Here is an 18,498-nt window from a genome sequence, read left to right on the forward strand (position 1 = left end):
GCCACGCAGCATCCTCTCCCTCCAACGCCGCCTGCGACGCGGCATCCAGCGCTCCTTCAGGTTTGCAAAGCAGCGCCCACGCAATCTTACGTTTCTTTACCGGGCTGCCCCCGCAAGTTGTCCGCCGACCTTCCGATACCTGATGCAAGCGGCCACGATGCAACGCTGCAAAGCGTAGCGCGGCCGTGATGGCGAACCTTCTTTCCTTTCGGACCCACTGGAGCTGACCATGAAAAGCAAACTTCTGACCATGCTGGACAAGACCCTCGATGCCCTGCCGATGACCGGCGCAGCGATTGGGGTGACGGTGCTGGCCTGCGTATTTTCGGGCACCCTGCGCGACATCCTGCTGCGCGCCAACATGGATCTGCTGGCGGCTGCCGTGGCGCTGTTGCCGCTGTCGGCGGTGTTGCTGGCCTTCGGCTACGGCATGCGCGCCAATCCGGCCAAGCTCAAGCAACGCGCCCAGCGCAAGCAGCAACTGGAACGCCGCAAGGCGCTGCTACGCACCACCTACGACCTCGACAACCGGCCCTGAGGCCAAGGCTTGCATTGCGACACAGGAAGCATCGGCGATGTTGCGCTTCCCGCCCGCCTCACTCGGGCAGGCCGTCTCCCGCCAGGATCATTTGCGCGGCGCTCAACAGATCGCCGGAGAGGCCTTCGCGCGCCTTTTCCGGCGAACCTTCCTGCAGGCCTTTGAGCAGCACCCCGTGATGGAACAACGCCGGCGCCTCGGACAAGCGGCGCGAGCCGGCGCGCAAGTCGAGGTTGATCACCGGCCCCACCTGCAGCCATAGGCCCTCGATCAACGCCACCAGCGTCGGCATGCCCGAGCCCTGGTACGCGGCGAAATGCAGCTCCTTGTTCTGGCGGATGATCAGGTCCACGTTGGGCTTCTTGCGATGCATCTCCACGCACAGGCTGTCGTGCAGTGCCGCCACTTCCTTCAAGCCATCCTTGCCGATGTTGGCGGCGGCGTGCTCCACCGCCAGGCCTTCCAGCGCCAGGCGGATCTTCAGCAGCTCGCGGAACTTGTCCTTGGTCATCAGCGGCACCCGCATGGCGCGGTTGGGCAAGATCTCCAGCGCCCCTTCCGCCGCCAGCTGGCGCACCGCTTCGCGCACCGGCATCGGGCTGGTGCCCAGCGCATCGGACAGGCCCTTCAACGTCAGCTTCTGCCCCGGCCGCACCTGGCCGGCCTGGATCAGTTCGCATAAATCCTGGTACACGCGCTCGGAGAGCGTGGCGTGCTGGATCTTGCGCATATTGGAGAGGTCGGCGAGTAAGGTCGGATCCATGGCGATACGTGAAAAATTTTCGCGGATTATACAGAGGGCACAAGGGACGATAGCAGCTTCCCCGCGTGACAGCCCATCAGCCCGGCAGGGTGCGGCTTCCGGGTCGATGCCATTGCAGCCGCCCGGAACCGCGCGCGGCTACGCTCCCGGTTGACGCCTTTGATTCTATCGAATACATTTGATCACATGTCAAATAAATGACATCGGCAGCATAAAAAAAACGGATCGGCGCGCAGGCTGCGGTTTTACCGCCGGCATCCAGGCGCAGCGGTGAAGGCCTGAAGGAGATACCTCGTCTGACCAGCAAGCCGCCACGCATGCATGACGGCCTTGCCACATCTCCGCGCCCGCCCGCGATCCCCCCGCTGTTGCAACAAGCCGGCGCCAGTCCGGCCGTAACGCTCAAAAAAGCAGTTCCCACGAGACACCGGCCCCGGCCGGACCACTAGGAGGATCGCACCATGGAGCAAGACCAGAGCAAAGACAGCAGTCGCATTGCATCACCCCAACGCCGTACCGTCCTCAAAGCCGGCGCCGCTGCAGTCGGCGCTTCGGCATTGGGTTTCCCGGCAATTGTGAAGGCCCAGTCGGACAAGATCATCATCGGCCACCTGACGCCGCGCACCGGCTTCCTCGGCCCGATGGGCGAGTACGCGGTGATGAGCATCAACCTCGCGGTGGAAGAAGTGAACAAGGCCGGCGGCCTGCTGGGACGGCAACTGACCTTGATCTCGGAAGACTCGGTCAACCCACCGACCGCATCGTCCAAGGCGCAGCGCCTGCTGGAGCGCGACGGCGCGGCGGTGCTGATCGGCGAGATTTCGTCGGCCTCGGCCTTGGGTATCGCCCAGGTCGCCCAGCGCAACAAGAAGCTGTTCATGAATACCGGCTGCAACTCCGACGAGCTGCGCGGCAAGAGCTGCAACAAGTTCATGTTCCACATCGAGGCGGCCAACTCCACCTATGTCAAAGCCTGCGGCCGCACGCTGCTGCAAAACGGCCTGATCAAGGGCAAGAAGCTGTACGCGCTGACCGCCGACTATGCCTTCGGCCACGACTTGCTGCGCACCGGCAAGCTCTTCGTCTCGGCCAATGGCGGCACCATCGCCAACGATGAGCTGGTGCCCACCGACGCCACCGATTTCAGCCCCTACCTGCTGAAGATCCGCCAGGCCAAGCCCGACCTGGTGATCTCCAACCTGGCCGGCAACCAGATCACCAACTTCATCAAGCAATACTCCGAATTCGGCCTGCCCTTCCCCATGGCGGGATTCGGCTTCGACACCGTGGCCGCATGGGGCGCCGGCGCCGACAACTTCGCCGGCACCTGGCCCACCACCTGGCACCACGATGTCGACGCGCCCTCGGCCAAGGCCTTCGTCGCCGCCTTCATCAAGAAATACGGCAAGCCGCCCGAGAACCAGGCCTGGGGCGAATACGTGGCCTTCCGCTCAGTGGCGCAGGCGATCACCGAGACCAAGTCGCTCGACACCATGAAGCTCATCGAGTACTTCGAAAAGGGCGCGCAGGTCGACGTGCTCAAGGCGCGCAAGGGCACCTACCGCGCCTGGGACCACCAGTTGCTGCAAGAGATGTACACGCTCTCGCCCAAACCCAAGGGCCGCGCCAAGGACCAGTGGGACTTCCTGCAATTGGGGGCGCCGGTGCCGGGGCCGAACGAATCGCTGGAGGTGATCGCGCCGACGATGCAGGAAAACGCCTGCAAGTTCACCTAAGGCAGGCAAAGGCTACTGCGCGCGCCAATCTCGGCGCTGCGATGCCCGCCGTACACCGCCGGTATATCGGTATACCAGTACGGCTGTGCCGCTCGCACCGACCTTGGCGCGCCCGCTACGCTTTTCCTGCCTGACATATGGCCGTATGGCCACATGTTGCACGCCTCATCGGAGCATCAATGCAAATCGTTTTCCTGCTGGAACAAATACTCAACGGCCTGCTGGTCGGCGGTTATTACCTGCTGATCGCGCTGGGCCTGTCGCTGATCTTCAGCCTGGGCGGCATCGTCAACCTGGCGCATGGCGCCTTCTACGCCATCGGCGCCTACCTCGCCGTGGAGATCACCAAACACCTCGGCTTCTCCGGCGCGCTGCTGGTCTCGCCGGCGCTGGTGGCGCTCTTGGGCATCCTGTTCGAACGCTTCCTGCTGCGCCGTTTCTATTCGGCCGATCCAATCCTGGGCCTGTTGCTGACCTTCGGCCTGTCGATGGTGGCCGAGCAATTGATCCGCATTATCTGGGGCGCTTCGCCGCTGCCGGCTTCGATCCCGCCCGCCCTCAAGGGGCAGATCATGATCGGCGACTTCATGTACTCCAAGTACCGCCTGCTGATGCTGGCCACGGTGCTGGTGGCGCTGACGCTGATCTGGCTGCTGTTGAACAAGACCTCCTTCGGCCGCGTGGTGCGCGCCGGCGTGCAAAAGCCCGACATGGTGGCGGTGCTGGGCATCAAGCTGCAGCCCTACATGACCGCCATCGTGATGCTGGGCGTGGGCCTGGCGGCGCTGGCCGGCGTGCTGTTCGCGCCGATCTCGGGGGTGCATCCGGCCATGGGCGCCGAAATCATGACCGCCGCCTTCGTGGTGGTGGTGATCGGCGGCCTCGGCAGCTTCTGGGGCGTGGTGCTGGCCGCCGTGCTGGTGGGCGTGGTGCGCGGCATCACCATCCAGTTCTACGCGCCGGCCGGCGAAGCCTCGATGTACCTGCTGATGCTGCTGGTGCTGATCTTCCGTCCGCGCGGCCTGTTGGGCGAGCGCATCGAACGTTTTGAATGACAGGCGGATCATGAACAAAAAATACCAACCCTTGCTGATCGGCGCGCTGGCGCTGGTCGCCGTTCCCTTCCTCCTGCAACTGCTGGGACTGACCACCACCTCGGCCACCGACGTGGTGATCTACGCCATCGCCGCCATGGGCCTGAACCTGCTGGTCGGCTACAGCGGCCTGACCTCGTTCGGCCACGGCGCCTGGTTCGGCGTGGGCGCCTATGCCGCGGCGCTGTCGCAGAAATACTGGTTCCCCGGCCAGATCGTGCTGCCGCTGCTGTTCACCATCGCCTTCATCGCGGTGTGCGCGGCGGTGATCGGCTTCCTGATCCTGCGCCGGCGCGGCGTCTACTTCTCGCTGCTGACGCTGGCGCTGTCGGCGCTGACCTTCGCCATCGCCTTCCGCTGGACCGACTTCACCGGCGGCGAATCCGGCCTGGGCGGCGTGGTGCGTCCCGTGGCGGCGGGCATCGACCTCGACCAGTCGATCCCTTACCTGGCCTTCGTCAGCGTGATTGCCTGGCTGGTGCTGTACTGCCTGCACCGCCTGATCCGCTCGCCCTTCGGCCACACTATCGTGGCCATCCGCGAGAACGAACAGCGCGCGCGCTTCCAGGGTTACGCCACCATCGTCTACAAGCTGCAAATGTTCATCATCTCGGCCAGCGTGACCGGCCTGGCCGGCGGCCTGCTGGCCTTCCACCACCGCTTCGCCTCGGCCGAGCCGACCTCGGTGGCGTTCTCGGGCGAGTTGCTGGCGATGGTGGTGATCGGCGGCATGCGCAGTTTCCTGGGGCCGGCGCTGGGCGCGCTGTTCTACATCCTGTTCCGCGAATGCCTGTCGATCTGGACCGAGAACTGGCTGCTGTGGTTCGGCCTGGCCTTCGTCGCCTTCATCCTGTTCTCGCCCACCGGCCTGGTCGGCATCTGGCAGCAGGTGCGCCGCCGCTTCCATCCGCCGCCGGAAGTGGGTGCGGCCATGAGCGCGCGCCAGATCGTCGACGGCCTGCCGCTGCCAGCCTTCCTGCAGCCGCCGACACAGCAGGGCCTGGTGCTGGAAGCCAAGGACATCGAGATCCGTTTCGGCGGCATCCAGGCGGTCAAGAACGGGCAGATCGCACTGCATGCCGGCGAGATCCACGCGCTGATCGGCCCCAACGGCGCCGGCAAGACCACCACCTTCAACCTGATCTCCGGCATGTTCGCCCCCAACGGCGGCACCGTGAAACTGAACGGCGAAGAAATCCAGGGCCTGCCGCCCAGCGTGATCTGCCAGCGCGGCCTGGCGCGCTCGTTCCAGATCACCAACCTGTTCAAGGGCCTGTCGATCTACGAAAACCTGCGGCTGTCGCTGCAGGCGCGCCACGCCTCGCGCTACAACATGTGGAGCGACATCGACAGCTACCCCGAGATCCATGCCGAGACCGAGGAACTGATGCGCTTCCTCGGCCTGAAGGGCATCGACGACATCGAAGGCGGCGCGCTCTCCTATGGTGGCCAGCGCCTGGTGGACCTGGGCATTGCGCTCGGCTCCAAACCGCACGTGCTGCTGATGGACGAGCCGCTGGCCGGCCTGGCCGCGGCCGAACGCGAACGCGTGTCGCGCCTGGTGAAGATCATCGCCGGCAATATCCCGGTGCTGATCGTCGAGCATGACATCGACCGCGTGCTCGGCTTCTCGCACAAGGTCACCGTGATGAACCAGGGCAGCGTGTTGATGGCCGGCACGCCCGACGAGGCGCGCGCCGACACCCGCGTGCAAGAGATCTACACCGGCCACGGCACGCCGCCGGTCACCGGCCGCATCGCCGGCGATGCGCAGGAGCGGCCGCAGTTGCTGGCCTTCGAACAGGTCAACGCCTTCTACGGCAAGAGCCACATCCTGAACGACGCCACGCTGGAAGTGCGGCAAGGCGAGATCGTGGCGCTGCTGGGCCGCAACGGCGCCGGCAAGTCGACCTTGCTGAAAGCCCTGACCGGCCTGCTCAAACCCGCCTCCGGCGCTATCCGCTACAACGGCCGCGACATCGCCGGCATGAGCGCCCCCGATATCGCGCGCCTGGGCATCGGCTACGTGCCGCAAGGCCGCGGCCTGTTCGCCGGCATGACGGTGGCCGAGAACCTGGCGCTGGGGCGGCTGGCGCGTAAAACCGACAGCAGCGATGGCGTGGCCTGGAGCGAGGAAAAGATCCTGCATTACTTCCCGCGCCTGAAGGAACGCCTGCATACCCACGCCGACTTCCTCTCCGGCGGCGAACAGCAGATGGTGGCGGTGGCGCGCGCGCTGTCGGGCAACGTCAAGCTGCTGCTGCTGGACGAACCGTTCGAAGGCCTGGCGCCGGCCGTGGTGCAGGAACTGTTCACGGTGTTCGACCAGTTGCGGAAAGAAGTTTCCATCGTCATCGTCGAACACAACCTCGACCTGGTGCTGGCGCTGGCCGATCGCGTGTTCGCGCTGGAACGCGGCGCGGTGTTCCACACCGGCCCGGCCGAACCGCTGCTGACCGACCTGGCCTATCGCAAGAAAATTCTCTGGCTGTAATCTCCCTTTACCGTAACAAGGACTCAAGCATCATGGATCTGAATCTCAAGGACAAGAAAGTCATCGTCACCGCCGGCGCCCAGGGCATCGGCCTGGCCATCACCGCGGCCTTCGTGGAAGCCGGCGCGCAGGTGCATATCTGCGACGTCAGCGATGCATTCCTCGACGGCGCGCGCCAGCAGTTCAAGAACGCTCCGGTCAGCTACAGCCGTACCGACGTCACCGACGAAAAGCAGGTCGACGCCATGTTCGCCGAGCTCTCCGGCAAGTGGAACGGCCGGCTCGACGTGCTGGTCAACAATGCCGGCATCGCCGGCCCGACGCTGCCGGTGGAAGACGTCGACCTGCCGGCCTGGGACCAGACCATCGCCGTCAACCTGACCGGCCCCTTCCTGTGCACGCGCCGCGCGGTGCCGATGCTCAAGAAGAACGGCGGCGGCGCCATCGTCAACATTTCCTCGGTCGCCGGCCGCCTGGGATTTGCGCTGCGCACGCCCTACTCCGCCTCCAAGTACGGCGTGATCGGCCTGACCGAAAGCTGGGCCATCGAACTGGGTCCGGACAACATCCGCGTCAACGCGGTGCTGCCGGGCGTGGTGGCCGGCGCCCGCCAGGAGCGCGTGATCGCCGCCAAGGCCGAGGCATTCGGCATCGGCCATGAAGAAATGCGCGAACGCGTGCTGTCCAAGGTATCGATGCGCAAGATGGTCACGGCCGAAGACATCGCCAACCAGATCATCTTCATCTGCTCGCCGGCCGGCGCCTCCATCAGCGGGCGCAGCCTGTCGGTGTGCGGCAACGTCGAAACCCTAGGCTGAAAGGAAAACCCATGAGTGAAAAGATCGCAGTCATCGGCGCCGGCCTGATCGGCCGCGCCTGGGCCATCGTATTCGCCCGCGCCGGGTTCAGCGTCGCCATCTGGGATGCCATTCCGCAAGCGCTGCAATCCTGCCAGCAACTGCTGCGCGAGAACGTCGCCGACCTGGCCGGGCATGGCCTGATCGATGAAAGTGTAGATACCGTGCTGGCGCGCATCAGCCCGGCCGTGAGCCTGGCCGACGCCTTGCAAGGCGCGGTGCTGGTGCAGGAGAACGTAAAGGAAACGGTAGAGGTCAAGCGCGAGATCTTCGCCGAGATGGATCGGCTGGCCGCCCCCGACACCATCCTCACCAGCTCCACCTCATGGATCCCGACCTCGGAATTCTCGGAACACCTGCCGGGCCGCGAACGCATGCTGGTAGCGCACCCGGTCAATCCTCCCTACCTGGTGCCGCTGGTGGAACTGGCGCCGGCGCCGTGGACTTCCGCCAAATCAGTCGAACGCGCGCGCGACATCTACACCCGCGCCGGCCAGTCGCCGGTACTGCTGAAGAAAGAAATCACCGGCTTCCTGCTCAACCGCATCCAGGGCGCGGTGCTGAACGAGGCCTTGAACCTCTACGAAAACGGCTATGCTTCCTCCGAAGACCTGGACAAGGTACTGAAAGACGGCCTCGGCCTGCGCTGGTCCTTCATGGGCCCGTTCGAAACCATCGACCTCAACGCCCCGGAAGGCGTGCTGGACTACGCCAAGCGTTACGGCCACACCTACCGCGATGTCGCCAAGACCCAGCTACCCAACGAATGGCAAGCGGAAACCCTGGCCGCCATCGAAAAGGAAAGACGCGCCGTGCTGGGCGCCGACAAACTGGGCCAACGCGCACGCTGGCGCGACAACCGATTGATGGGACTGGTGGCGCATAAGCGCAAGCAGCCGGGCTGAATGGAAAGATGAATCGTCGTCCCGACGATAGAAGATAGTGATCCTGCAATCGAAGCCGCAGGCGAGCAGCAAGCACCGCGAGGCCAAAGGCGAGCCGGACAAGAAGTCCGCTTCTGACCAGCCGCTGGAGTTGCCGAAAAAATGGATCAGCAAGGCAGTCGGAGCGCAGCGACTCTGCCTTGCCCATTTTTTCGGCGACTCCAGCGGGCACCCCGAAGGGGCTGGGCGGTAGCGGTCGCCTTCTTTTGCTTACTTTTCTTGGCGAGACAAGAAAAGTGAGCGGCTGCCGGGCCGCCCCCGGCGCTCCCTTCCGACCGGAGAGAGAAAAGCATAAAGCCAGAGCGCAGGAAAACAGCAAGACCAGACTCACAAACAAGCAGCAACACAACAAACACTCACAGGAGCACACCATGGCCAAATCCCGCAAAGTCATCATCACCTGCGCCGTCACCGGCGCCATCCACACCCCCTCGATGTCGCCCTACCTGCCAGTCACCCCCGACGAAATCCGCGACGCCGCCCTGGGCGCGGCCGAAGCCGGTGCCGCCATCGTCCACCTGCACGCACGCGACCCGCAAAACGGCAAACCCACCCAAGACCCCGACGAATTCCGCAAATTCCTCCCCGCCATCAAGGCCAAATCCAATGTGGTGATCAACCTGACCACCGGCGGCGCGCCCACCATGGGCGTGGAAGAACGCCTGCAACCGGCGCTGCAACTGAAACCGGAAGTCGCCTCGCTGAACATGGGCTCGATGAACTTCGGCCTGTATGAAATGCTGGGCCGCTTCAAGGACTTCAAGTACGACTGGGAAAAACCCTACCTGGCCGAGTCCGACGACCGCATCTTCCGCAACACCTTCAAGGACATCGCCTACATCCTCGAATCCTGCAGCGCCAACCAGACCCGTTTCGAGATCGAGTGCTACGACATCGGCCACCTCTACACCGCGGCCCACTTCATCGACCGCGGCCTGATCAAGCCGCCGTTCCTGATCCAGTCGGTGTTCGGCCTGCGCGGCGGCATCGGCAACGACGTGGAAGACGTGATGCACATGAAGCGCACCGCCGACCGCCTGTTCGGCGAAGACTATTTCTGGTCGGTGCTGGGCGCCGGCCGCGGCCAGATCCCGATCGCCACCATGTCGGCGGCCATGGGCGGCCATACCCGCGTCGGCCTGGAAGATTCGCTGTGGGACGGCCCGGGCCAACTGGCCAAGAGCAACGCCGACCAGGTCAAGCGCATCCGCACCGTGATCGAGGCGCTGTCGCTGGAAGTGGCCACGCCGGACGACGCGCGCGCGATGTTGAAGCTCAAGGGCGGCAACAACGTGGCGTTCTGAGCGACAGTACCCGCCACAGGAAAAGCCGGCGGCTGCGATAGCCGCCGGCTTTTTCATTACCGCCCGGAAACGGCAGGCTTGATCAACCGGCAACACCGCGCACCGAACCGGAAGCCGACGGCGGCATAGGCTACAATCTCTCCCATCCGATTCAGCCCCGCCGCGTCATTTCCCTGTGCCAATGGCCGGCCCTTGCACCGTACCCCGATGAAACAATACCAAGACCTGATCCAAGACGTCCTCGACAACGGTAGCTGGCAGGAGAACCGCACTGGCATCCGTACCTTGAGCGTGCCGGGCGCCATGATGCGCTTCGACCTGCAAAAGGGTTTCCCGGCCGTCACCACCAAGCGCCTGGCGTTCAAGTCGGTTGTCGGCGAACTGGTGGGCTTCTTGCGCGCCACCCGCAGCGCCGCCACCTTCCGCGAACTGGGCTGCAAGGTGTGGGATCAAAATGCCAACGAAAACGCCGAATGGCTGGCCAATCCTTTCCGCGCAGGCACCGATGACCTCGGCCCCGTGTATGGCGTGCAATGGCGCCAATGGCCGGCCTACAAGGTGATCGACGCCGCCAGGAACGACCGGATCGAAGCGGCGCAACGCAAGGGTTTCGGCATCGTCTCCAGGCTCACCGACAATGGCCAGGACAAGGTCCTGCTATACAAGGCCGTCGACCAGTTGCGCGAATGCCTCGACACCATCGTCAACAACCCGGCCAGCCGCCGCATCCTGTTCCACGGCTGGAATTGCGCGGTGCTGGACGAAGTCGCCCTGCCGGCATGCCACCTGCTTTACCAATTCTTGCCGAACCAAGCCACGAAAGAGATTTCACTTTGCCTCTACGTGCGTAGCAACGATATTGGATTGGGCACACCGTTCAACCTGGCCGAAGGCGCCGCCCTGCTGCACCTGGTCGGCCGCCTCACCGGCTACAAGCCGCGCTGGTTCACCTATTTCGTCGGCGATGCCCATATCTACGAGAACCACATCGACATGGTCACCGAGCAGTTGAAGCGCGATCCCTTCCCCGCTCCCAGGCTGGTGATTTCCGACCGCGTCCCCGACTTTGCCGTCACCGGCCAGTACCAGCCCGAATGGCTGGAAAAAATAGAGCCAAGCGACTTCAGCCTGGAAAACTACCAGCACCATGCGCCATTGACCGCGCCGATGGCGGTCTGAAAACCATACCTGCACGGCAAAACGCCTGGCGTTCCCGAGGAAACGCCAGGCGTTTTTCCTTCACCTGCAGCACCGCACTGCGCGGCACTACATCATCGGGCCGCTTCCTTCAATGCGGCCACCGGCGCGCGCGGCTTGCGGCTCAACACCAGCAAGATGGTGACGCTGACCAGCGACATCAGCACCAGCGGCAAAAGCGCGAGCGAATAACTCCCGGTAGCATCCTTGACCCAGCCGTAGACGTTGACCATCAGCCCGCCGCCGATCAGGTTGGACACCGCATTGATACCCGCCAGGCCGGCGGCCGCCGAACCGGTGGCCAGCCAGCCGGTCGCCATTGCCCAGAACGGCCCCTTGAAGGAATAAGCGCCGATCAGCACCAGCGACAGCAATACCACCACCGGCGCCAGCGAATTCACTACCGAGGCCAGCCCCATCCCCGCGCCGATGAGCAGCAGCGGAATGGCGGTATGCCAGCGGCGCTCGCGGGTACGGTCGGAATGACGTCCCCACCAGACCATCAGCACGCACGCGACGGCATACGGAATGGAATTGATGAGACCGATCTGCATCACGTTCAGCCCGAAGGACTTGAGCAGTTGCGGTTGCCACACGTTGAGCACCGAGCCGGCCGCCGACGCGCAGGAACACACCAAGGCCATGCCCCAGACGTGGGGATTGCTGAACAGCTTCCAGAGCGGCACATGCGCCTTGGCGGTACGCGCCGCGGTCTCTGCCGCCATCGTCCGGGCCAGCCATTCGCGCTGCCGGGCAGTGAGCCAGGCCGCCTGTTCCGGCCGGTCGGTCAGGAAGAACAGGCAGACGATGCCCAGCAGTACGGTCGGCAAACCTTCGATGATGAACAGCCAGTGCCAGCCGCGCATTCCGCCGATACCATCCATCTGCAGCAACAGCGCCGAGAGCGGCGAAGCGATGAAGCTGGCGGCAGGAATCGCCACCATGAACAGCGCCACGATACGGGCGCGGTAGGCCGACGGGATCCAGTAGGTCAGATACAGCACGACGCCCGGAAAGAAGCCGGCTTCCGCGGCCCCCAGGATGAAGCGGACGAAATACAGGGAATGCGGCCCCTGCACCAGCGCGGTACAGGCTGAAATCAGGCCCCAGGTAATCATGATGCGCGCCAGCCATTTCCTGGCGCCAAAGCGCTGCAGCGCCAGGTTGCTGGGGACTTCGAAGATGAAGTACGAGATAAAGAACAGGCTGCTCGCAAACCCGAACATCCTGGATGAAAGGCCGATGTCCTGGTTCATCTGCAGCGCCGCCATACCGATGTTGCCGCGGTCGATGAACGCGAACAAATAGCAGAGCATCAGGAAAGGCAGCAAGCGCCAGGTGACTTTTTTCACCGTCGCCCGTTCCAGCTGCTTTTCATCCATCACTGTTGTCTCCATGTGTTTTCTCTTCAGGAAAATGGCCGCCGTCTTTTCATGATGGCTGGCCTTTGATCATTATGAATCAGGCGAGCGCCTGCTCCGTCTCCACCACCGCCAGCACGTTATTGGCCGCTCCGGTTCCCATGGCGACGTAGGCGCGGTCGGATACGCCGCCGATGTGGGGGCTGAGAACCGCGTTGCCGATGTCTTGCAGCGGATGCGGCACGGTGAACGGCTCCTGCGCGAAACTGTCCAGTCCGGCGGCGCGCAGCTTGCCGCTGTTCAATGCCTCCACCAGCGCCGCTTCGTCGATGAGGCCGCCGCGCGCGGTATTGACCAGGATGGCGCCGTCCTTCATGCGCGCCAGGGATTGCGCATTGACCATGCGCTGGTTCTCATCGGTCAGCGGGCAATGCAGGGACAGTACATCGGATTGGGCGAAAACCGTTTCCAGATCGGCCAGCTCGACGCCGGCCGGCGCTTGGCTGGCGAACGGGTCATGGGCGATGACCTGCATGCCCAGCGACAAGGCCGTCAGCGCCACCCGACGGCCGATGGCGCCAAGGCCCACCAGGCCGAGGGTGCGGCCCTGGAGCTCGACGCTCTTGTGGGTCGACTTGTCCCAATGCCCCTGGCGCATGCGGCGATCCAGGCCCGCCACGTTCTTGGCGCAGGCGAAAATCAGCGCCCAGGTATGCTCCGCCACCGCCGGCGCGTTGGCGCCCACCGCCGCCTTCACGGCAATGCCGCGCTCCTGCGCCGCCTTGCTGTCGATGGTGTCGATGCCGGTGCCGTGCTTGGAAATCACACGCAGCGCCTTGCTGGCGTCCATGATGCGGCCGGTAACGCCGCCGTAACGCACGATGATGGCCACCGGCTGGTGTTGCGCCGACAGCTTCAGCAAGTCTTCCTCGGTCGGCTTGGCGCCGGCGAAGACCAGTTCATAGTCGCGCAGGATGTCGACGGCTTGCGGTGCCAGGTCGGTGCCGGTCACCAGCACCACGCCTTTCTTGCCGGCCGCACTCACAGGGTTTCCCCTTCCTGCAGCGCGCCGGCCTTGCGCAGCGCGCTGTCCAGCCAGCCGGGCCGCAACGGGCCGCCGGTGCGGATTTCGGTCAGGCGTCTGGTCTCGTCCTGCACCTTCTTGGCCGCCGCCGCCAGCAGGGTCGGCGCCTTCTCGCGCTCGACCACGACCACGCCGTCGGCATCGCCGACGATCAGGTCGCCCGGCTGCACACTGGCGCCGCCCACCGAGACCGGCCAGTTGACGCGGCCGGGGATGTTCTTGGTCGGGCCGTTGGGATTGGCGCCCACGGCATAGACCGGGAAACCGATGTCGCGGAGGGCTTCGGTATCGCGCACGGAACCAAAGATGACGATGCCGGCCAGGCCCATGGCCTTGCATTGCGACACCATGATCTCGCCCATCAATGCACAGGTTTCATCGCCCTTGCCGTCGATCACCAGCACGTCGCCCGGTTTGGCGATGGCCATGGCGGCGTGGATCATCAGGTTGTCGCCGGGGCGCACTTCGACGGTCAGCGCCGGGCCGGCCACTCGCATGCTCGGCGACAGCGGGCTGATGCGGCTGCACAGCGTGCCGCGACGGCCGGCGACGTCGGCCAGGATGGAAGCCGCGAACTCGGCCGCCTGGGCGACGATGGCGGCGTCAACCCGTTCGATGTCACGGATAAGGTCTGGTTGGGTGGTGCTCATGATGATCCTTTGCTAGGCAGTTGCAGGATAGGTTGATGATTGATGATTGATGATTGATGGTTGGCGTCAGGCGTGCGAATACATCGGCAGGCCGGCTACCGGCACATCGGCGCGCAAGATGGAACCGGTCTGGGATTCGGTAATGAACAGGCGCTTGCCGTCCGGGCCGCCGAAGGCCAGGTTGGTGGTCGAGATACCGGCATTGGAGCGGATCCGCAGCAACGGCTCGGCAAACCTGGATAGCCGCCAGATGGAGCCGAAACCGGTGTGGGCGATATACAGGCAGCTCTCGGAATCCAGCGCCAGGCCGTCCGGGCCGGCCATGCCGCCATGCAGGTTGGCGAACACGCCGACCTTGCCCACCACGCCGCTGTTGTGCAGCGGGATGCGCCAGATCTGCTGCGCGCGGGTCACCGCCACCAACAGGTGGTTCAGCGCGGGGTCGTAGACGATGCCGTTCGGGCTGGGGATGGTGTTGATCAGGCAGGTCAACTGGCCATCGGGAGACAGTCGGTAGACGCGCCCGCTCGGATCCTGCAGGCCGGTTTGCCCCTGGTCGGTGAAGTAAATTTCGCCGGACGGCCCGAACACCAGGTCGTTGACGCCCTTGAAACCTTCCGAGCCTACCGTTTCCAGCAGCGGCGAGACTGCGCCGGTGTCCGGGTTCAACTGCACCAGCCCGCGCTTGTAGTCGGTGATGACGATGCGGCCGTTCTTGTCGATCTTCAGGCCATTGGGCCAGCCGTCGTACTCGGTGACCAGCTCCCACGCCCCTTCTTGCGAAATGCGAAAGATGCGGCCGTACGGAATGTCGGTGACATACAGGCGCCCCTGGCGATCGAACGACGGCCCTTCCAGGAAAGAGTCGATCGGCAGGCCGCCGCGATTGGCATCGCCCCAGGAATTCTTCCTCGGCTTGCGGAAACTGTCCGGCAGCCGCGTGAAGATCGTCGTTTCAACAGTGGGAGGTGGTGCGAAGAAGCTCATGATGGGTTGTCCTGACATTTATTTCTCGGCCTTGGCGGGGTCGCCCAGCGCGAGGGTGATCACCGCCCCCAGCAGCAGCGCCCCGGCCACGAAGATCAACGGATAGGTAAAACCCCGGGTCGCTTCCCGGATGAAACCGATCATCGACGGGCCGACGAAACCGCCCAGGTTGCCGATGGAAACGATCAGCGCCAGCCCGCCTGCCGCCGCGCGGCCGGTGAGAAAGCCGGAGGGAATGGCCCAGAAGGTGGCCTGGAACGAGAGGATGGAAGCCACCGCCACGGTGATGGCGAGCATCTTCGGCAACGGTGAATGCATGAAGGCCGAGATCGCGATCGACGCTGCCGCGACGGCGATCGCACCGGCCACGAAGAACAGGCGCTTGTCGCTGTTGTTGGCCAGCCTGGCCCACAGGGTCATGGCGATGGCGCCGACGATGTAAGGAATGGCGGCGACCAGACCGACCTGGTGCGACGGCAAGCCGAACTCCTTGATGATCTGCGGCAGCCACAAGCCGATGCTGAGCGAACCGATGATGCCGCAGAAGTTGGCGCCGGCCAGCGCGAATACGCGCCAGTTGACGAAAGCATCGCGCAGCTTGTTGCCGTGGCGCGCAGCCAGGATGTTTTGCTCGGTCGCCAGTTCGGCTTCCAGCCACTGCTGTTCGCGCGGGGTGAGCCAACGCGCCTTGGACGGACGATCCGGCAGCAAGAACAGGCACGCCACGCCCAGCAAGACCGCCGGCAGTGCCTCCAGCAGCAACAAGACCTGCCAGCCCTTGTAACCCCACAGGCCGTGCAGCTCCATCAACGCACCGGAGAGCGGCGAGCCGATGATGTTGGCCACCGGAATGCCGATCAGGAAGAAAGCCGTGGCCTTGCCGCGCCACTGGCCGGGGAACCACTTGGTGAAATAGAGGTAGATGCCGGGCGTGAAACCGGCTTCGGCCATGCCCAGGCAAAAGCGCGCCAGCGCGAAACTCTTGGGGCCGACCACGAAGGCCGTCGCCATGGAGATCAGGCCCCAGGAAATCATGATGCGCGAGATCCACATGCGTGCGCCGAAGCGATGCAGCGCCAGGTTGCTGGGAATCTCGAAGAAGAAATAGCCGATGAAGAACAAGCCGGCGCCCAGGCCGAACTGCGACGGCGTCAGGCCCAGATCCTGGTTCATGGTCAGCGCGGCAAAGCCGACATTGATGCGATCCAGATAGCTGACCACATAGCACAGCAGGATGAAGGGAATCAGGCGACGCATCACCTTTTTCATCGTGGACTGTTCGTTGACGAATTGTGTTTCCGCCGTCGATGCGCCGTGCGTCATCCGGACTTCCTGGGCTTGGCTCATTGTGTTTTTTTCCTCAGAAGCGATAAAGACGCGCAGGGTTATCCGCCAGCAACGCCTTCAGTTGTTCGTCGGAACCGGCCCATTCGGCCATCAGATTCAACAGGAGTGCATCGTCCGGCTTATGCTTCTCGGTCGGGTGCGGCCAGTCGCTGCCCCACAGCACCTGGGTCGGGGCCGCGCTCATCAGCGCGCGGGCCAGCGGCGCGACGTCGCCATATGCGGGGGCGCCGGCCTTGCTTGCCAGGTAGGCGCCGGACAGCTTGATATAGGCGCGCTGGTCCTGCATCAGGCCGACGACGAACGCATAGACAGGATGGGAAGCGCTGTCCTGCAATGGAATGCGGGCGAAGTGGTCGAACACCACGGGAACCGGCAGGCGCGACAGCATGTCGCGGTTGGCGAGCAGCTCGTCGTTGGACATGTTGACCTGCATGTGCCAGCCCAGGTGCGCCACGCGGCGCGCCAGCGGTTCGATCATGGCCGCGCTGGTCACGGAACCGATCGCCAGGTTGAAGCGCAAGCCCCTGATGCCGGCCTTGTCGAGCCGCGCCAGCTCCGCATCGCTCACACCGGTATCCAGCACGGCGACACCGCGTGCCGACGGCCCCAGCTGTTCCAGCGCGTCCAGGGTGCAGCGGTTGTCGGTGCCGTAAGCCGAAGGCGTCACCACGACATTGCGCGAGGTTCCCAGCCGCTGCTGCAGCCGACGGTACATCGCCACAGTGGCCGGCGGATGCAACAGCTTGGCGCCGGGCGCCCAGGGGAAGCGGTCGTCATAGATATGCATGTGGCAATCGCATGCATCGGCCGGCAACCTGGCGGAGATGCGCTCACTGCCGGAAGAATGGGGAAACGCCTCATCGGCTGCCATTGCGGATGCGCCGTATGCGGCTGTGCCCAACCCTGCCGCCAGCGCCGTTGCCCGGCGCAGGAATGCACGACGTGTCTGTACTGTCTCCAACATCTTTGTCTCCATGTTTTTTCCGCGCCGGCAATGGTCGGCTGCATCGTTTGGAGGGCAGTCTACGCGCCGGTTTTTTTAATGTATATTTGCTTTTATTTTGCATTCCATAACTTTCAGGAATGAATGATCCTGGATCCGACAGTTGACCGTTTGCTATTCCTGGAGAGCCGCATGAGCACAAGCATTGTCCGTATCAATACCGTTCTCCTTGCCGGAGAAAGCGCTATGCATTCGCCGGCACCGACGAACGCATTCAACTACCGGATCTAGGATCATGGACTATCGCGATCTCAAGTATTTCGAGGTGATTGCCGAGGAAGGGCATGTCGGGCGTGCGGCGGAGCGGCTCTACAAGACGCAGCCGGCCTTGACCAAATGTATCGACCGCCTGGAGGGGCAACTGGGAGCGCCGCTGTTTGAACGCGCCGGGCGCGGCATCCGCCTGACGGCGGTGGGGGCGACGCTGCTGGCACGCTCGCGCCAGATCACGCTGATGATGGACGACACCGCCCGCGAGATCGGCGACCATGCCAATGGACGCGCGGGCAACATCCGGCTGGGATGCATCCCCACCCTTGCCGAGCACATCCTCCCGTCGGTCTGCGAAGAGCTGCTGCTGGAGGCGAACAAAGTCACCATCGACCTCAAGGTCTCGATGAACGATGCCTTATTGGAGGGCCTCAAGGCCGGTGAACTGGATATCGTGCTGGGGCCGGTGATCCAGAGCGACGATGTGTTCCAGACTGAAGAGATCATGCATGACCAGATGGTCGTGATGGCCAGCGCGCACCATCCCGTCTTCAAGCGCAAGCGCACGCTGCGCGCGCTGCTCGACTATCACTGGGTGCTGCCGGCGCAATCGGTGCTTAGCCGGCAATGGCTGGACAACGTCTTCGACCGCCATCACCTGGCGCGGCCGACCGTGCAAATCACGCCCACCGTGCTCAACATGATCATGCCGCTCATCGAGCGCACCAATATGCTGGGCTTCGCATCGAAGTTGAACCTGGATGCCGGCCGCGGGAACCTGAGGGAAGTCGTGTTGAAAGAAACCACGATGCTCAGGCGCATGGGGGTGACCTATCGCCGCGACATGTACCTGTCTCCGGCGGCCCAGCGCCTTATTGCCATCATCAAGCGTCGCTACGACGCCGAGTGAGCAGCGGGTTTCTCCAGGG

At 64.0% G+C, this 18,498-nt stretch carries 17 protein-coding genes; 10 read left to right on the plus strand and 7 right to left on the minus strand.

The window, feature by feature from the left end; translation table 11 throughout:
* Positions 1–229 precede the first annotated feature (229 nt).
* Positions 230–538 (plus strand): hypothetical protein, encoded by a 309-nt coding sequence (locus AC07N6_RS10415; protein ID WP_494781766.1) that lies wholly within the window; start codon positions 230–232, stop codon positions 536–538.
* A gap of 58 nt (positions 539–596) precedes the next feature.
* Here AC07N6_RS10415 and AC07N6_RS10420 read toward each other — a convergent pair whose 3' ends face one another.
* On the minus strand, positions 597–1,301 hold the full coding sequence (locus AC07N6_RS10420) for a GntR family transcriptional regulator (protein ID WP_494781767.1): 705 nt from the start codon (positions 1,299–1,301) through the stop codon (positions 597–599).
* Positions 1,302–1,762: 461 nt separating this feature from the next.
* Here AC07N6_RS10420 and AC07N6_RS10425 point away from each other — a divergent pair, with 461 nt between their 5' ends.
* From AC07N6_RS10425 to AC07N6_RS10460, 8 genes are all read left to right on the plus strand, one after another.
* Positions 1,763–3,037 (plus strand): ABC transporter substrate-binding protein, encoded by a 1,275-nt coding sequence (locus tag AC07N6_RS10425; protein ID WP_494781768.1) that lies wholly within the window; start codon positions 1,763–1,765, stop codon positions 3,035–3,037.
* 179 nt (positions 3,038–3,216) lie between these two features.
* Entirely contained in the window at positions 3,217–4,092 is an 876-nt protein-coding gene (locus AC07N6_RS10430; RefSeq protein ID WP_494781769.1) for a branched-chain amino acid ABC transporter permease, read from the plus strand.
* 10 nt (positions 4,093–4,102) lie between these two features.
* On the plus strand, positions 4,103–6,625 hold the full coding sequence (locus AC07N6_RS10435; protein ID WP_494781770.1) for a branched-chain amino acid ABC transporter ATP-binding protein/permease: 2,523 nt from the start codon (positions 4,103–4,105) through the stop codon (positions 6,623–6,625).
* Between the two features lie 32 nt (positions 6,626–6,657).
* A complete protein-coding gene (locus AC07N6_RS10440; protein ID WP_494781771.1) occupies positions 6,658–7,443 on the plus strand; it encodes an SDR family oxidoreductase in 786 nt (261 codons plus the stop codon).
* 11 nt (positions 7,444–7,454) lie between these two features.
* Positions 7,455–8,387: a 3-hydroxyacyl-CoA dehydrogenase gene (locus AC07N6_RS10445; protein WP_494781772.1), complete on the plus strand. Its 933-nt coding sequence runs from the start codon at positions 7,455–7,457 to the stop codon at positions 8,385–8,387.
* Between the two features lie 37 nt (positions 8,388–8,424).
* The gene (locus AC07N6_RS10450; RefSeq protein WP_494781773.1) at positions 8,425–8,619 is read left to right on the plus strand and encodes a hypothetical protein; all 195 of its coding nucleotides are present in this window, start codon (positions 8,425–8,427) and stop codon (positions 8,617–8,619) included.
* Between the two features lie 178 nt (positions 8,620–8,797).
* Positions 8,798–9,730, plus strand: coding sequence for a 3,5-dioxohexanoate:acetyl-CoA acetone transferase (kce, locus tag AC07N6_RS10455; RefSeq protein WP_494781774.1), 933 nt, complete (start codon positions 8,798–8,800; stop codon positions 9,728–9,730).
* A gap of 207 nt (positions 9,731–9,937) precedes the next feature.
* Positions 9,938–10,909, plus strand: a complete 972-nt coding sequence (locus tag AC07N6_RS10460) for a thymidylate synthase (RefSeq protein ID WP_494781775.1) — start codon at positions 9,938–9,940, stop codon at positions 10,907–10,909.
* A 92-nt stretch (positions 10,910–11,001) separates the two neighbouring features.
* On the opposite strand, the gene AC07N6_RS10465 is transcribed toward AC07N6_RS10460, so the two are convergent.
* The 6 genes from AC07N6_RS10465 to AC07N6_RS10490 form a co-directional block, all read right to left on the minus strand.
* Positions 11,002–12,324: an MFS transporter gene (locus AC07N6_RS10465; RefSeq protein ID WP_494781776.1), complete on the minus strand. Its 1,323-nt coding sequence runs from the start codon at positions 12,322–12,324 to the stop codon at positions 11,002–11,004.
* Positions 12,325–12,388: 64 nt separating this feature from the next.
* On the minus strand, positions 12,389–13,333 hold the full coding sequence (locus tag AC07N6_RS10470) for a hydroxyacid dehydrogenase (protein ID WP_494781777.1): 945 nt from the start codon (positions 13,331–13,333) through the stop codon (positions 12,389–12,391).
* Positions 13,330–14,022 carry an RraA family protein gene (locus tag AC07N6_RS10475; protein ID WP_494781778.1) on the minus strand — a complete coding sequence of 231 codons (693 nt, stop codon included), beginning with the start codon at positions 14,020–14,022 and terminating at the stop codon, positions 13,330–13,332. Before AC07N6_RS10475 ends, AC07N6_RS10470 begins: the two co-directional genes overlap by 4 nt.
* 66 nt (positions 14,023–14,088) lie before the next feature.
* Positions 14,089–15,009, minus strand: a complete 921-nt coding sequence (locus tag AC07N6_RS10480; protein ID WP_494781779.1) for an SMP-30/gluconolactonase/LRE family protein — start codon at positions 15,007–15,009, stop codon at positions 14,089–14,091.
* Positions 15,010–15,027: 18 nt separating this feature from the next.
* Positions 15,028–16,356 (minus strand): MFS transporter, encoded by a 1,329-nt coding sequence (locus tag AC07N6_RS10485; protein ID WP_494781780.1) that lies wholly within the window; start codon positions 16,354–16,356, stop codon positions 15,028–15,030.
* 13 nt (positions 16,357–16,369) lie between these two features.
* Positions 16,370–17,320 carry an amidohydrolase family protein gene (locus AC07N6_RS10490; RefSeq protein ID WP_494781781.1) on the minus strand — a complete coding sequence of 317 codons (951 nt, stop codon included), beginning with the start codon at positions 17,318–17,320 and terminating at the stop codon, positions 16,370–16,372.
* Positions 17,321–17,594: 274 nt separating this feature from the next.
* Between AC07N6_RS10490 and AC07N6_RS10495 the strand changes: the two genes are divergently transcribed.
* Complete coding sequence (locus AC07N6_RS10495) at positions 17,595–18,479, plus strand: LysR family transcriptional regulator (RefSeq protein ID WP_494781782.1); 885 nt, start codon at positions 17,595–17,597, stop codon at positions 18,477–18,479.
* Positions 18,480–18,498 lie beyond the last annotated feature (19 nt).

Source organism: Herbaspirillum sp. GW821-FHT09A12 (genome assembly GCF_059418325.1).

Bases quoted from the DNA above. Each gene is read 5' to 3' on its own strand.
- AC07N6_RS10415 (WP_494781766.1), top strand. From the start codon at position 230: ATGAAAAGCAAACTTCTGACCATGCTGGACAAGACCCTCGATGCCCTG.
- AC07N6_RS10420 (WP_494781767.1), bottom strand. From the start codon at position 1,301: ATGGATCCGACCTTACTCGCCGACCTCTCCAATATGCGCAAGATCCAG.
- AC07N6_RS10425 (WP_494781768.1), top strand. From the start codon at position 1,763: ATGGAGCAAGACCAGAGCAAAGACAGCAGTCGCATTGCATCACCCCAA.
- AC07N6_RS10430 (WP_494781769.1), top strand. From the start codon at position 3,217: ATGCAAATCGTTTTCCTGCTGGAACAAATACTCAACGGCCTGCTGGTC.
- AC07N6_RS10435 (WP_494781770.1), top strand. From the start codon at position 4,103: ATGAACAAAAAATACCAACCCTTGCTGATCGGCGCGCTGGCGCTGGTC.
- AC07N6_RS10440 (WP_494781771.1), top strand. From the start codon at position 6,658: ATGGATCTGAATCTCAAGGACAAGAAAGTCATCGTCACCGCCGGCGCC.
- AC07N6_RS10445 (WP_494781772.1), top strand. From the start codon at position 7,455: ATGAGTGAAAAGATCGCAGTCATCGGCGCCGGCCTGATCGGCCGCGCC.
- kce (WP_494781774.1), top strand. From the start codon at position 8,798: ATGGCCAAATCCCGCAAAGTCATCATCACCTGCGCCGTCACCGGCGCC.
- AC07N6_RS10460 (WP_494781775.1), top strand. From the start codon at position 9,938: ATGAAACAATACCAAGACCTGATCCAAGACGTCCTCGACAACGGTAGC.
- AC07N6_RS10465 (WP_494781776.1), bottom strand. From the start codon at position 12,324: ATGGAGACAACAGTGATGGATGAAAAGCAGCTGGAACGGGCGACGGTG.
- AC07N6_RS10475 (WP_494781778.1), bottom strand. From the start codon at position 14,022: ATGAGCACCACCCAACCAGACCTTATCCGTGACATCGAACGGGTTGAC.
- AC07N6_RS10480 (WP_494781779.1), bottom strand. From the start codon at position 15,009: ATGAGCTTCTTCGCACCACCTCCCACTGTTGAAACGACGATCTTCACG.
- AC07N6_RS10485 (WP_494781780.1), bottom strand. From the start codon at position 16,356: ATGAGCCAAGCCCAGGAAGTCCGGATGACGCACGGCGCATCGACGGCG.
- AC07N6_RS10490 (WP_494781781.1), bottom strand. From the start codon at position 17,320: ATGTTGGAGACAGTACAGACACGTCGTGCATTCCTGCGCCGGGCAACG.
- AC07N6_RS10495 (WP_494781782.1), top strand. From the start codon at position 17,595: ATGGACTATCGCGATCTCAAGTATTTCGAGGTGATTGCCGAGGAAGGG.